Source organism: Acinetobacter haemolyticus, assembly GCF_900406815.1.
Lineage (GTDB): Bacteria > Pseudomonadota > Gammaproteobacteria > Pseudomonadales > Moraxellaceae > Acinetobacter > Acinetobacter haemolyticus_A.
Genome location: NZ_OVCN01000006.1, coordinates 121,503 through 134,615 on the forward strand (window position 1 = coordinate 121,503; position 13,113 = coordinate 134,615).

A 13,113-nucleotide genomic window follows, 5' to 3' on the forward strand; every position below is an offset into this window, starting at 1 on the left:
ACCGATAATAAGAGGAAAACCATGCAACGTTTAGTTTACCATAGCCCAGTTTATGATAGTCAAAGTATACAAGCGTGGGAGCAACGGTGGTTTGCGCAGCAAAATTCATCTTTAGGGTTAATGCAGCAAGCAGCGTGGGCAATCTCAGAACAGTTAGCTGCCCAGTTTCATCAAAATAAGATTCAATCTATTGCAGTTTGGTGTGGGCAGGGTAATAACGCGGGTGATGGCTATTATATTGCGGCATTTCTGAAACAACAGGACTTTAAAGTCACCATTTTTGCTACTGAACTGGGGCATTCTTTTGATTTACAACAGGCTTTTCATTATGCGCAAAGCCAACAAGTTGATATTCAAGCAATTGACTATTTACTATCTGAATATGAAATAAAACAAGATTTGCCAATATTTGAATGCCACGTAGATGCATTATTCGGGATTGGGTTAAACCGAATGCTGGATCAAAAATGGCAGAACATCATTCAACTCTACAATCTGCAAACAGGTTTAAAAATATCGATTGATATCCCCAGTGGATTACATGCCAATACTGGACAAGCTTTGCCTTGTGCAATTCAAGCAGATCAAACCTTTACCATATTAGGATATAAGGCTGGGTTATTTACGAGTCAAGGCAAAGAGTATGTTGGGCAATTACATTTAGTCAGCTTGATTCCAGTCGATACTGAATTAGAGCCGATTGCCTATTTGTCACCAAAAAAAATTTTACTGCCGAAACGTCAAGCATTTGGTCACAAAGGTAGCTATGGACATGTTCTCGTCATTGGGGGGCATGCAGATATGGGCGGAGCAGTGATCATGTCTGCTGAAGCAGCATTCCATGCGGGCGCAGGAAAGGTAAGCGTAGTTTGTCATGCTAGGCACCATCAAGCGATTTTGGCACGTTCTCCAAATATCATGGTCAGAGATATAAATGCCTTAGAGCAAAATGAAATTGAGCAATTATTAAAACACATCGATGCAGTCTGTTTTGGTATGGGTTTAGGACGGGATGAATGGGCCAAAACAGTATATTTGAAGTGGTTTGAATGTCTGAATCAGAATTCACATTTAGAAGTCGTACTCGATGCTGATGGACTTTGGTTCTTGGCCAAACATCCACAACAATTAAACAATCATATCTATGCAACCCCACATTCAGGTGAGGCTGCGACTCTATTAGGTTGTAGTGCTACAGATATCGAGCAAGACCGTATCGCTGCAATTCATCAGCTACGACAAAAATACGCTGGTCAATGGGTACTTAAAGGCGCGGGTAGTCTCATTTTAGAGAAAGAATTAGTTATTTGTACTCAAGGCAATGCAGGTATGGGTACAGGTGGAATGGGCGATGTGTTGGCAGGTATGATTGCCAGCTTAAAAGCACAATTTCATGAGCAAGTCGCATTACATGAAATTGTCAGCTTACATGCACAGGCAGGTGATTTACTTGCTGAATACGGGAAGAGAGGCTTGCAAGCACATGAAATGGGCAAAACGATTTATCAAGTGGTGAATCAATCTACTTAACGCCGTCTAGTACTTGAACGGCTGCGTCCGCGTGCCATACCGCCTAGTGCATTTAAAACTGCTAGCTTTGTCATACTTCCTGAAGCGTGAGCATGGCAAATTGCAGCAGCAAGGGCATCGGCAGCATCTGCTTGAGGCTTAATGGTTAAATTTAATAAGCGCATCACCATCATTTGTACTTGTTCTTTATCCGCAGCGCCATAACCTACGACAGACTGTTTAATTTGACGAGCTGTATATTCCGCTACTTGTAAGTCTAGATTCACCAATGCAGCGATCGCTGCGCCACGAGCTTGACCAAGCTTTAAAGCAGAGTCAGGATTTTGTGCCATAAATACTTGTTCTACAGCTGCTTCAGTTGGTCCGTGAAATTTAACAATGCGCTCCACGCCTGCAAAAATACGTTTTAAACGTTCAGGCATTTCTTGAGTTTCTGTACGAATAGTGCCTGCATCAACAAAACGTAATTTATTACCGTCTTTTTCGATAATGCCATAACCTGTTAAGCGGGAACCCGGATCAATACCAATAATCAGTGACATGAAGCGCTATAAAAATATAAATGTGCAGCTATTGTTGCATAAGCCATTCTATGACGGCACTATTTTTTGTAGTGTTTTGAATTAAAAAGAGAATAATTGATCAATGATATAAGGTAAAAGTTTTAGGTTTTGATGCTGATCTTAATTAAGGCGTTGATAAAAATAATCTTTGAAAATGCTAGACAATGTAAAAAAATTCCTGATTCGTACTATTTATGAGCAATATTTTTAATATTTTGCGAATTTTATAGAAAATGTTTGCATTAAATTAGATATGGGCGTATAAAGCTAACTCGCTGATGCGGGGTGGAGCAGTCTGGTAGCTCGTCGGGCTCATAACCCGAAGGTCGTTGGTTCAAATCCAACCCCCGCATCCAAATTAATTTTGCTCTGTGATGTATTGAAAGTAGTTGTTTGTTCCATAAATCAAACATATGCTACCTTAGCTTAAATAACCCTAAATATAGCTAAAATTATTAGATTCTAGAAATGTAGTATTCCCGTCTCATCTGTCTAGCATTGTAGTAAATTAAATCGATCACCTGAGCTCAGTAATGAGTATAGTGAATTGAAAATTATTAATGAGTGGCGTATAGCCAAAGCCAGTAATGGCAATGAAATTTGTGTGAAAATCATCCCTTTGAAGCGTCAGCAAAATACGTTGAATGGTTCAAAATGGGTAGAAGTAGGTAAGAAAGTACTGTTGCAGTCTGGTCAAGAAGTTGACTTTAACTTGGATGGTAAGAGCTTTTATGCTTCGGTTAATCAGTTATATCGATTGATTTAGATGTTTTTTGTACTTGAAGTATCTATTTAATAAAGATAGATTGAGTTAAATCTAAATATCTAATCTAGATTTAATTCATAAATGAACAAAGTTTAAAAGGTTTAAAAAGTATGTCTGATACAGTTACTGGCACTGTGAAGTGGTTCAACGAAACTAAAGGTTTTGGTTTTATTCAAGCTGATTCAGGGCAAGACGTTTTTGCTCACTTCAGCGAAATCCAAAGCAATGGTTTTAAAGTTTTACATGAAGGACAACGTGTTTCGTTCGTTCTTGGCCAAGGTAAGAAAGGACCACAAGCGACTAGTATCTCTGTTATCTAATAGAAAATACTTTTAGCGAAAAAAGCCTGCATCTCGATGTAGGCTTTTTTGTTTTATTTTTTTACGATTTTTCGGGGTTAAACCTCAGAATAGCTCACTCTCTTAGACGAGATAGTTATTGCGCAAAAAAAGAAAAGTCGTGTATAGTGAATATTAACTAGAAGAATAAGACTGCTGATTCAAAAAATCTTTTCATTTCGTAGTTTAGTCAAACCTTTCGTTTTATCAGATTTCTTCTCAGAGTTTATGATTCCAAGTTGCTTGCTGCTAAGCACCCTCCATTTTTAAAAATAGGTTAAAGATATGTCTAATACTGTGACTGGTACAGTGAAGTGGTTCAACGAAACTAAAGGTTTTGGCTTTATTCATGCAGATTCTGGACAAGATGTTTTTGCACATTTCAGTGAAATTCAAAGTACTGGCTTTAAAGTTTTGCATGAAGGTCAAAGAGTAACATTTACGATTACTGATGGTAAAAAAGGACCACAAGCAACAGGTATTACTGTTGTACCTTAAAACTCAGCAATAGCTTTAAAGAAGCCCGCATTTTGTGGGCTTCTTTGTATTTTGAAATGTTTAAATCATAAAAGTTAGATATTAAGCTGAAGTTGATCTAAATAATGTGACAATTACTGTCGGAAATGAATTAAATTTTTAATAAAATGCACTAACAGGATATACGACTTTTTGCTAATTCCATTTCATTATTTTTTTAGGCAAATTAATGAATGTAGTACATTCAAAGAGTGCTAAAGTGATGGAAAACTTAAAACCCTATGCTCAAGGATTTGAGCAAGATATACATGTACATTGTTGTAAGAGATCGATAGGGACATTGCTGTTTAGTCTAGCGATTTTGATTACAACAAGACTTTAAGCGATAAAGCACCTTATAGGTGCTTTTTTTTATTTATTCCGCCTTTCTATGTTGAATAGACAATTGATCACCTATATTCATTTTTATTAGTGAGGCTTTTTATTTAAGATGTTAGACTTATTGCAAAAGGAATAAGTCGATGGACATTGTACAAGTAAAAGATTTTTCAGCTGAGAAAGGATATACAAAGGCAATCATGGCAATGGATGAATGGATAAGTAACCTACCTTATTTTTATATAGTCAAGAACCATTATTTGGTTGATGAAGCCATTCGTCTCGAATACATAATTATTCAGTAATTAATCAAAATCTTGAATTTAGATCAGAAAAGATACTTTCTGTTTCAAATCATAGACATAATAATTTATCTTTTTTGATATCTTAATTTTTTAAAATTTAAGAATACAAACTTATGAAAAAGATCTTATTTTTAGGTTTAATCATGTCTTCACTTGCTGCATGCTCATCCACACCAAGCAATGAAATGACACCACCAAAAATTGGAATGGCGAACCCTGCAAGTAAATATTGTGTTGAACAGGGTGGTCAGCTAGAAGTTCGCAATGAAGCAAATGGGCAGGTGGGTTATTGTAAACTACCAAATGGTCAAGTTGTAGAAGAATGGGAGCTTTTCCGTGCGAGCCAACCAAAATGTTTAGAAGATGAAGCACAAAAATTGATTGGTCAAACAGGCTTAAGCGAAGCGCAGATTAAAGAAAAAACCAAATCTGAAATTGTACGTAGCATTGGACCAAATCAAGCAGTAACTATGGACTATCGGGAAAATCGGATTACGGTAACTGTTGATCCAACGTCTAAAAAGATTACCAAAGCAACTTGTGGTTAAGCCATAAGCTATTCATTGCTCTCAATTAAAAACATTTGATTGAGAGCTTTTTTATATCTGTGAATAATTGAAGACTTGATAAATTTTAAAAAGCACCCATCTCTTTATTTAGTTATTTTTTTATTTGCTGTGCTGGCTTTACTTTTATAAACTCTGTGCTGCATATTTTTTTCAACCTTCTGAGATAGACGAAGCTTTGACATGAATCTACTTCTTATCGTGGTATTTGGCACAATTGCTGAAGTTTTAGTATGGATCGGCGTGGGCGACCTTGTGGGGAGTATGTGGTACGTATTCTTTTGGTTTATTATCGCCTTCTTTATCGGTCTAAATATTATGCGTTCAAGCACGTCTAGTATTATGCCGCAATTACAACAAATGCAAATGACAGGGCAGCTAGGCAGTGATCCAGCAGTAACGAAAAAAATAGCGTTGGCAATGTCTGGTTTCTTGTTAATGATTCCTGGGTTGATCACAGATGTGTTAGCAATGCTCGTACTAGTTCCAGCAGTTCAAACAGGTCTGCGTAATGCATTAATGAAAACCATGGCAAAACGTCAGCAAGCCATGATGAATCAAATGATGAATGGAATGGGTGGTGGTGCCGCAGGACAGAATCCTTTTGCTGATATGATGCGCCAAATGCAAGAAATGCAGAAACAACAGCAAGGTGGTGGTCAGTATCAAGATTCAACAATTATTGATGGTGAAGCAAGAGAAGTAAAACCTGAACAAAAGAAAATTGAGTTTAAAGACGTAAACTAAGCCATAAACAAAGAACGAAAAAGCACACTTTAAAATAGTGTGCTTTTTTTATTGCTCATCTTTTGATATAGATGATTGTTTTTGTTCATCTTCCGAATTTGAAGTTGTTTTTTGAGGTTGATATTGGCTAGCGGCAAGAGTAGTCAATTTATTTTCTGACTGTTTGTAATTACGACTGCGGTTGGCACGTTCTCTGAATCCGCCTTTATTAATCAGTTGGGTCATGATATCTGATCCTGTGATCAAGTTTTAAAAGAATATTTTAGCAAATAATTGGTTTGTCATCACATTAGATATAACACTTTAGCCAGTCTGATATCACATCATATTGTCATAAAGTTTTGTTACTTTGACTTTATATCTCAGTAATCTTGATTGAATTCTTATTTTTTTTCTCATAGGATGAAGTTATGGTCGTAAAACTGCTACCAAATGAAAATAAAAAATAAGAAGTGGGAGGATAAATAATGTTATCTCAATATCATTGTGCATGCTGTGATAAGGTGGTTGCATCGACAGACAAAGAGTGTCCGTATTGCGGTTCACAACATATTCGCAGTCCCTATGGTTTGTGGATGCTCTGTATTGCGGCTTGTTTAGTGGTTGTGGTGATTGTAAAAATTGTACATGTTTATGTTCAGCAAACCCATGAAGATCAAGTAATACAAAAGAATTCATTGTTTGAAATCTTTAAGCATGAAAATACTCATCCCAAAAATTAGATATATTCAATAGAAATAAAAAAGCTCACAGACAGGGCTGTGAGCTTTTAATAGATTTTATAAGTCTAAGACTTATAATCCTGCCGCATCTTTTAGGATGTTAACTTTATCTGTTTTTTCCCAAGTAAATGCAGTATCTGAACCTTCACGACCAAAATGCCCATAAGCAGCAGTTTGTTTGTACATAGGCTGAATCAGATTTAGCATACGAGTAATACCGTAAGGACGTAAGTCAAAGTGTTCACGAACAAGTTGAACAATCAGCTCATCTGATACTTTGCCCGTATTAAACGTATTGATTGAAATTGAAGTAGGTTCTGCCACACCGATCGCATAACTTACTTGGATCTCGCATTTGTCAGCCAAACCTGCCGCAACAATATTTTTCGCAACATAGCGACCTGCATAAGCAGCAGAACGGTCAACTTTTGATGGATCTTTACCAGAGAAAGCACCACCGCCATGACGCGCCATACCGCCATAAGTATCTACAATAATTTTACGACCAGTTAAACCACAGTCACCTACAGGACCGCCAATAACGAACATGCCTGTTGGGTTGATGTGGAATTTTGTTCCAGCATGGAACATCTCAGCAGGGATGATCGGTTTAACAATCTCTTCAATCACTGCTTCTTTAAGTTGAGTTTGAGAGATTTCAGGATCATGTTGCGTTGATAGTACCACCGCATCTAAACGTACAGGCTTGCCATTTTCATAAGCAAATGTCACTTGGCTTTTCGCATCTGGACGTAACCAAGCCAAGGCACCTGAACGACGTAATTCAGCCTGACGTTCCATTAAACGATGTGCGTAAGAAATTGGTGCAGGCATCAGTACGTCAGTTTCACGACTCGCATAACCGAACATTAAGCCTTGGTCACCTGCGCCTTGATCTTCTGGTTTTTGGCGATCAACACCTTGGGCAATCTCAGGAGACTGTTTGCCGATCATGTTGATCACGGCACAAGTTGAACCATCGAAACCTAGGTCGGAGTGGTGATAGCCAATTCCGTTTACGGTTTGACGTACAATTGCTTCAAAGTCCACATTTGCTGTCGTTGTGATTTCACCAGCAAGAACAACCGCACCTGTTTTTACTAATGTTTCACAAGCGACACGCGCATACGGGTCTTCTCTTAGGATTGCATCTAAAATTGCATCGCTAATTTGGTCAGCCATTTTGTCTGGATGACCTTCGCTTACAGATTCTGAAGTAAAAACAGCATACTCGCGCATGAACGTCCTATCATTGGTATTTTCAAAAAGACAGAGTATGTTACATCGACTTGGCGCATAGGACTAGCGTAAGCTGACCAAAAAGCATGAATTTATTTCATTTTCATTATCTTTTTATTGATATGTGTATCAGTAAAACTAATATTAACGAACTAATTAATAAAGTTTTTCTGAATTGTTGGGGTTAACCACATGATGAAACTTTTTATTTAATGTTTATCCAGTGAGCATTTACATAAAGAATTGTATTTGAATGATCAAAATATAAGAAATATCGTGTATTGCACTTTACCCCATCTTGTTTTTTTAAGACAATAGTCGCAGCTTTTGAAAGATGATTTCTCATCTTCTCTCATCTTATTGATTTAATCGGATTCTGACTTATGACAACCCCTTTAAATGAACGTCGTATTGCAAACGCAATTCGTGTCTTGGCTATGGATGCTGTGCAACAAGCAAACTCAGGGCATCCTGGTGCTCCAATGGGGATGGCAGATATCGCTGACGTAGTTTGGCGCGAATTTTTAAATCATAACCCGACAAACCCTCAATGGGCGAACCGTGACCGTTTCGTATTGTCAAATGGTCATGGCTCTATGTTGCAATATGCATTGTTACATTTGACGGGCTATGATTTGTCTATTGAAGATTTAAAACAATTCCGTCAATTACATTCTAAAACTCCAGGTCATCCAGAATTAGGTTATGCACCTGGTATTGAAACAACAACTGGTCCTTTAGGTCAGGGTATTGCCAATGCAGTGGGTTTTGCTTTAGCTGAAAAAACTTTAGCTGCTCAGTTCAATAAAGACGACTTAAAGATTGTTGATCACTTCACTTATTGTTTCTTGGGTGATGGCTGCTTGATGGAAGGTATTTCCCATGAAGCATGTTCGCTTGCAGGGACTTTAGGTCTTGGTAAGCTCGTTGTTTACTATGACGACAATGGTATTTCGATTGATGGTGAAGTTGAAGGCTGGTTCAGTGATGATACTGAACAACGTTTCAAAGCATATGGTTGGCAAGTACTTCGTGTAGATGGTCATGATGCTGATGCAATTCGCCAAGCAACGAATGAAGCAAAAGCAGAAACAAACAAACCTACCATTATTATTTGTAAAACGATTATTGGTCTTGGTTCACCGAATAAACAAGGTAAAGAAGATTGCCACGGTGCGCCACTAGGTAAAGACGAAATTGTTTTGACTCGTGAAGCATTGGGTTGGAATGAAGACGCATTTGTTGTTCCTGAAGATGTGTATGCAGCTTGGGATGCAAAAGCCAAAGGTCAAACAGCTGAAGCAGCGTGGAATGAATTGTTTGCTCAATATCAAGCAAAATATCCAACTGAAGCAGCGGAGTTATTACGCCGTATCAATGGTGATTTGCCTGCTGAATTTGCTGCACAAGCAGATGCATTCATCGCTGAAACGAATGCAAAAGCTGAAACAATTGCAACACGTAAAGCGAGCCAAAACACATTACAAGCTTTTGGTCCATTGCTTCCAGAATTATTGGGCGGTTCAGCTGACTTAGCAGGCTCTAATTTAACACTTTGGAAAGGTTGCCAAGGCGTTCAAGAAAACCCTGCGGGCAACTATGTGTATTACGGTGTTCGTGAATTCGGCATGACTGCAATTGCGAATGGTGTAGCTTTACACGGTGGTTTTGTTCCTTACGTTGCAACATTCTTGATGTTTATGGAGTATGCGCGTAATGCAGTACGTATGTCTGCATTAATGAAGCAACGTGTGATTCATGTATATACCCATGACTCGATCGGTTTAGGTGAAGATGGTCCAACGCATCAACCAGTTGAGCAAATTGCATCATTACGTGGAACACCAAATTTAAATACTTGGCGCCCATGTGACACAGTTGAAGCTGCGATTTCTTGGAAATCTGCATTACAACGTAAAGAAGGTCCAACAGCATTAATTTTCTCTCGTCAAAACTTGCCATTCCAAACACGTAGTGAAGATCAAATTCAAAACGTTGCGAAAGGTGGTTATGTACTTGCTGAAGAAAAAGGTGATTTGAAAGCAATCATCATTGCGACAGGTTCAGAAGTTTCATTGGCAATGGAAGCGTATGCACAACTTGAAGGTGTGCGTGTTGTGTCTATGCCATGTGCGGAAGAGTTCATGAAGCAAGATGCTACATATCGTGAAGCGGTACTGCCTGCACACATCCGTGCTCGCGTAGCGGTTGAAGCGGCTCATGTGGATTATTGGTGGAAGTTTGTTGGTTTAGACGGCAAAGTGATCGGTATGACCACTTATGGTGAGTCTGCTCCAGCGAAAGACTTGTTCCAGTTCTTCGGTATTACCACTGAAGCAGTTGTGGCTGCGGTTAAAGAATTGACTGCTTAATTGAATTAAGTGGTATAAAAAAGCGTCCTGATTCAGGGCGCTTTTTTTATGATGATTAAATGGAATATAAAAATGAGACGATTTGCATTATCAAATAAAAAAGAACGGGGGATTCCACGTAAATTAAGGAATCTTAGGCTTTGGAGTGAAAGTTTTAAAGGATATTTCCCTGATTTAGAGGGGTACGAAGAGCGATACTATAATTGGAAAATACCTGTTCCTATAAATCTCGTTGAGGGTAAGCATGCAAGCCAAGAAATCAAAGCAGAATGTGCTCAATACCTGATCAATGCTTGTCAGTATTTAATTGAAGCAAAACCGCAAGGACTAAAATTCTGTAAAGTGGTCTGTATGATTGAACAACCAGATATGTTTGCTAGTGAGATTTGCTTATATCTGGATGAAGATTATTTTAATGTTCATACTGTCTCGGCGGGTTCCTATGATCCCCAATATCTTATAACAGACGAGCTAAGTTTATCCAAAAGTTGGGGACTACAAATTCCTGAGCATATGTATGAACGAGGGGTACAAATCCGTTATACCGACCTAGAGGATGAAGCAGAGAATTATATAGCTGATCGGTGGTTATTTATTGAAATTTAAATAAAGGAGTCTCAAAAAAGAGACTCATTTAAAGTGATTTCAAATTTTCAGCTCAGTCTGAATCGAAATATTTGACGTTAATAATTTATGAATCGGGCAACTTTCCGCTACTTTTAATAAGCGCTTATGCTGATCTTCGGTAAATTCACCTTTTAAGAGAATTTTACGTTCGATAGTATTATGACCTGATTCAGGTTGACCATTTGGGTTTAAGCTTAAATCAACTTGAACATGGTCAAGCTTAATTCCTTTATGCTTTGCATACATTTCCAAGGTAATGGTAGTGCAAGCGCCTAAAGCTGAAAGCAAAAGCTGAACTGGGTTGGGTGCAGTATCTTGACCACCTTTATCGGCTGGCTCATCTGCATACCAGGTATGACCAGATGAATCAGTTAGTGTTACTCGAAAAGGAGTCGATGTGCTTTCAGCTTGTACAGGATGAGTCATGATTTACCTTATTGATCATGTAAATAATTGAGCATATCTCAAAAGTGTTAGGGATTGGATGAAAATAAGCACATTAAAGCCCTTATTTTCAATCTATTTTAAAAGCGTGCTTTAGCTAATAAATTTGCATTATGATCTAAAAACTCAGCATCTAAGAAGTGAGCTTTACCACCATGCTGGATGACTATGGATAATATATCATCCACAATATCATCAGTTGTAGTTGTACCCGTATCAAGCTCAACAGTAGAAGTCACCGAATCAATATTCGCGGGTTGAATGTAACCTTTTTTAATAAAGATTTGGTCAAGGCGACCTTCATTAGCAGCACGATAAATTGATGATAAATCCTCAATTAATAAATTTTGACTTTTGGCTTGGTTGATTTCAGTTTGAGCCACTTGTTGTAATTTGTTTCGGTACAAATTCACTTGCTCTTGCGCTTCTTCGATAATCAGACGTGCTTCTGCTTCTAAATTTGTACTGTTCGTTACGGTCGCTACAATGGCATTTGGATTGTCACAGACTTGTTGATAAAAAGAGACTGTACGTTCATCACCCACAACAATCATAGGTAAAGGATTTTTGTTATAGATTTCTTGAACGCTTTTATCCACACGATTTAGAAACTCTTTAATATAGTTTTCTTCTTTGGTTGCATTAGAGCGATCATTTGAACTGGTTGTATAAAGATGGGTATTTTCTACTGGAAATTCTAGCTCTTGCAGTTCGTCATCTTGATTAAATTCATGAACGAGTTGGTCGTTAAATACTTCGAATAATCGTCCTTGCATTCTTGACACAATGACCATGTAATAATGAACAGAACTGTTCAACTCACGGAGCAGATCACGTGTAGCAAAATGCTGATCGATAATGACCCGTGGTTTCACCTTAAAAGGAAAGTTGAAAATTTGAGTACTTTCGGGTGTTGAAAAGATTGCTAAAGTATCAAGGTTATAATTGTGGTCATGCTCAGCAAGCTCTTTCTCTATGTGTTCCAAACGCGTCTGAACCTCACGTTTATCATGGGTTTCGGATAAGCGAGTTTCTAATTCTTTCAGTGAATTTTTTAAAGCAATTGCATCTTGCTGGTTATCTGGAAAAGTACGATGTGTTGGAACAAAAACGCTGATGGCTGGATTGGCTTGAATTGTGTTTAATTGATCAAATACTTGTTGTAAATTCATAATATTTCCTCTAAATGAATAAATTTTTTAAAGGTGATTAATTTTTATAACATTGATTGCTAAAAACCACGGTTAAGAAATGATAAGTTTTGTATAGCTCGAATTTATGTGAGTTATGCTTTATTGTCATTTGTGTAATTTAATGATCTTTATTTCTCACTAGTCGTTGCAAAAATAAAACACTGTGTCATAAATCAACCGCAGTTTATTCCTACACTTTTCTACTACAATCAATGAAATTTGAAAAAATGATTCGAGGATGTCATGAACAAATTACAAACTTTATCTCTAGGTGTATGTTTAGCATTAGGTTCAACGCTTGTACAAGCAAAGGCTGTTGACTACAAAATTGATCCAACGCATACAGCCACAGTTTTTAACTGGGACCATTTCGGTTTTTCTACACCAAGTGCAAATTTCACTGATATTCAAGGTGTGATTAAAGTCGATAATGCAAAGCCAGAAAATTCTTCAGTAAATGTGACAATTCCAGTAAGTAGCGTAAATACAAATGTTGTTGCGCTCGATAAAGAATTTCAAGAAGAAGCTTGGTTTAATGCTGCAAAATATCCAAACATCACTTTTAAAAGTACTAAAGTAGAAACTAAAGATAAAAAGCACTTCAAAATTACAGGTGATTTGACTGTTAAAGGTGTGACCAAGCCTGTGGTCTTGGATGCGGTATTAAATAAACAAGGTGAGCATCCGATGGCAAAAGTTCCTGCCATTGGTTTTAACGCAACTACTTCATTTGATCGTTCAGCATTTGGTATTGGAAATTATGTTCCAAATGTTGGTGACAAGATCACTGTAAATATTACAACTGAAGCAACTGCGGCTAAGTAATATCTAACAGATAATAAAAAG

General features: G+C 37.6%; 16 protein-coding genes and 1 tRNA gene. 12 read left to right on the forward strand and 5 right to left on the reverse strand.

Translation table 11 applies throughout. The features are described 5' to 3' along the window. Positions 1-21: 21 nt before the first annotated feature. The gene (locus DK207_RS05865; protein WP_109440358.1) at positions 22-1,530 is read left to right on the forward strand and encodes an NAD(P)H-hydrate dehydratase; all 1,509 of its coding nucleotides are present in this window, start codon (positions 22-24) and stop codon (positions 1,528-1,530) included. Here DK207_RS05865 and ruvC read toward each other — a convergent pair. Further along, entirely contained in the window at positions 1,527-2,072 is a 546-nt protein-coding gene (gene ruvC, locus DK207_RS05870) for a crossover junction endodeoxyribonuclease RuvC (RefSeq protein WP_004638800.1), read from the reverse strand. The two genes, DK207_RS05865 and ruvC, sit on opposite strands and share 4 nt — an antisense overlap. A 300-nt stretch (positions 2,073-2,372) precedes the next feature. Here ruvC and DK207_RS05875 point away from each other — a divergent pair. From DK207_RS05875 to DK207_RS05900, 7 genes are all read left to right on the forward strand, one after another. Further along, positions 2,373-2,449 (forward strand) — tRNA-Met (locus tag DK207_RS05875). Positions 2,450-2,640: 191 nt separating this feature from the next. After that, positions 2,641-2,859, forward strand: coding sequence for a transposase (locus DK207_RS05880; protein ID WP_109440359.1), 219 nt, complete (start codon positions 2,641-2,643; stop codon positions 2,857-2,859). Between the two features lie 110 nt (positions 2,860-2,969). Further along, positions 2,970-3,179, forward strand: coding sequence for a cold-shock protein (locus DK207_RS05885; protein WP_004638802.1), 210 nt, complete (start codon positions 2,970-2,972; stop codon positions 3,177-3,179). A gap of 303 nt (positions 3,180-3,482) precedes the next feature. After that, the gene (locus tag DK207_RS05890) at positions 3,483-3,695 is read left to right on the forward strand and encodes a cold-shock protein (RefSeq protein ID WP_004638805.1); all 213 of its coding nucleotides are present in this window, start codon (positions 3,483-3,485) and stop codon (positions 3,693-3,695) included. A 500-nt stretch (positions 3,696-4,195) separates the two neighbouring features. Beyond that, positions 4,196-4,357: a hypothetical protein gene (locus DK207_RS15820; RefSeq protein ID WP_171293636.1), complete on the forward strand. Its 162-nt coding sequence runs from the start codon at positions 4,196-4,198 to the stop codon at positions 4,355-4,357. 113 nt (positions 4,358-4,470) lie between these two features. Beyond that, the gene (locus DK207_RS05895; RefSeq protein WP_109440360.1) at positions 4,471-4,905 is read left to right on the forward strand and encodes a DUF333 domain-containing protein; all 435 of its coding nucleotides are present in this window, start codon (positions 4,471-4,473) and stop codon (positions 4,903-4,905) included. A gap of 201 nt (positions 4,906-5,106) precedes the next feature. Next, on the forward strand, positions 5,107-5,670 hold the full coding sequence (locus DK207_RS05900) for an FxsA family protein (protein ID WP_109440361.1): 564 nt from the start codon (positions 5,107-5,109) through the stop codon (positions 5,668-5,670). Between the two features lie 48 nt (positions 5,671-5,718). On the opposite strand, the gene DK207_RS15825 is transcribed toward DK207_RS05900, so the two are convergent. Next, on the reverse strand, positions 5,719-5,895 hold the full coding sequence (locus DK207_RS15825) for a hypothetical protein (protein ID WP_171293637.1): 177 nt from the start codon (positions 5,893-5,895) through the stop codon (positions 5,719-5,721). Positions 5,896-6,137: 242 nt separating this feature from the next. Between DK207_RS15825 and DK207_RS05905 the strand changes: the two genes are divergently transcribed. Continuing rightward, entirely contained in the window at positions 6,138-6,392 is a 255-nt protein-coding gene (locus DK207_RS05905; protein ID WP_109440362.1) for a hypothetical protein, read from the forward strand. Positions 6,393-6,464: 72 nt separating this feature from the next. Here DK207_RS05905 and metK read toward each other — a convergent pair whose 3' ends face one another. Beyond that, positions 6,465-7,631 (reverse strand): methionine adenosyltransferase, encoded by a 1,167-nt coding sequence (gene metK / locus DK207_RS05910; RefSeq protein ID WP_109440363.1) that lies wholly within the window; start codon positions 7,629-7,631, stop codon positions 6,465-6,467. A 383-nt stretch (positions 7,632-8,014) separates the two neighbouring features. On the opposite strand from metK, the gene tkt reads away from it, so the two are divergent. Together tkt and DK207_RS05920 are read left to right on the forward strand one after the other, a co-directional pair. Then, entirely contained in the window at positions 8,015-10,003 is a 1,989-nt protein-coding gene (gene tkt, locus DK207_RS05915) for a transketolase (protein WP_109440364.1), read from the forward strand. Between the two features lie 72 nt (positions 10,004-10,075). Beyond that, entirely contained in the window at positions 10,076-10,609 is a 534-nt protein-coding gene (locus tag DK207_RS05920; protein WP_109440398.1) for a DUF3916 domain-containing protein, read from the forward strand. Positions 10,610-10,648: 39 nt separating this feature from the next. Here DK207_RS05920 and DK207_RS05925 read toward each other — a convergent pair whose 3' ends face one another. Next, positions 10,649-11,056, reverse strand: coding sequence for an OsmC family protein (locus DK207_RS05925; protein ID WP_109440365.1), 408 nt, complete (start codon positions 11,054-11,056; stop codon positions 10,649-10,651). A gap of 98 nt (positions 11,057-11,154) precedes the next feature. Then, positions 11,155-12,246, reverse strand: a complete 1,092-nt coding sequence (locus DK207_RS05930) for a hypothetical protein (RefSeq protein WP_109440366.1) — start codon at positions 12,244-12,246, stop codon at positions 11,155-11,157. A 264-nt stretch (positions 12,247-12,510) separates the two neighbouring features. Between DK207_RS05930 and DK207_RS05935 the strand changes: the two genes are divergently transcribed. Next, positions 12,511-13,092 carry a YceI family protein gene (locus DK207_RS05935; protein WP_109440367.1) on the forward strand — a complete coding sequence of 194 codons (582 nt, stop codon included), beginning with the start codon at positions 12,511-12,513 and terminating at the stop codon, positions 13,090-13,092. Positions 13,093-13,113: the final 21 nt, after the last annotated feature.

Bases quoted from the DNA above. Each gene is read 5' to 3' on its own strand.
- DK207_RS05905 (WP_109440362.1), top strand. From the start codon at position 6,138: ATGTTATCTCAATATCATTGTGCATGCTGTGATAAGGTGGTTGCATCG.
- DK207_RS05890 (WP_004638805.1), top strand. From the start codon at position 3,483: ATGTCTAATACTGTGACTGGTACAGTGAAGTGGTTCAACGAAACTAAA.
- DK207_RS05925 (WP_109440365.1), bottom strand. From the start codon at position 11,056: ATGACTCATCCTGTACAAGCTGAAAGCACATCGACTCCTTTTCGAGTA.
- DK207_RS05930 (WP_109440366.1), bottom strand. From the start codon at position 12,246: ATGAATTTACAACAAGTATTTGATCAATTAAACACAATTCAAGCCAAT.
- DK207_RS05900 (WP_109440361.1), top strand. From the start codon at position 5,107: ATGAATCTACTTCTTATCGTGGTATTTGGCACAATTGCTGAAGTTTTA.
- ruvC (WP_004638800.1), bottom strand. From the start codon at position 2,072: ATGTCACTGATTATTGGTATTGATCCGGGTTCCCGCTTAACAGGTTAT.
- DK207_RS15825 (WP_171293637.1), bottom strand. From the start codon at position 5,895: ATGACCCAACTGATTAATAAAGGCGGATTCAGAGAACGTGCCAACCGC.
- tkt (WP_109440364.1), top strand. From the start codon at position 8,015: ATGACAACCCCTTTAAATGAACGTCGTATTGCAAACGCAATTCGTGTC.
- DK207_RS05885 (WP_004638802.1), top strand. From the start codon at position 2,970: ATGTCTGATACAGTTACTGGCACTGTGAAGTGGTTCAACGAAACTAAA.
- DK207_RS05895 (WP_109440360.1), top strand. From the start codon at position 4,471: ATGAAAAAGATCTTATTTTTAGGTTTAATCATGTCTTCACTTGCTGCA.
- metK (WP_109440363.1), bottom strand. From the start codon at position 7,631: ATGCGCGAGTATGCTGTTTTTACTTCAGAATCTGTAAGCGAAGGTCAT.
- DK207_RS15820 (WP_171293636.1), top strand. From the start codon at position 4,196: ATGGACATTGTACAAGTAAAAGATTTTTCAGCTGAGAAAGGATATACA.
- DK207_RS05865 (WP_109440358.1), top strand. From the start codon at position 22: ATGCAACGTTTAGTTTACCATAGCCCAGTTTATGATAGTCAAAGTATA.
- DK207_RS05935 (WP_109440367.1), top strand. From the start codon at position 12,511: ATGAACAAATTACAAACTTTATCTCTAGGTGTATGTTTAGCATTAGGT.
- DK207_RS05920 (WP_109440398.1), top strand. From the start codon at position 10,076: ATGAGACGATTTGCATTATCAAATAAAAAAGAACGGGGGATTCCACGT.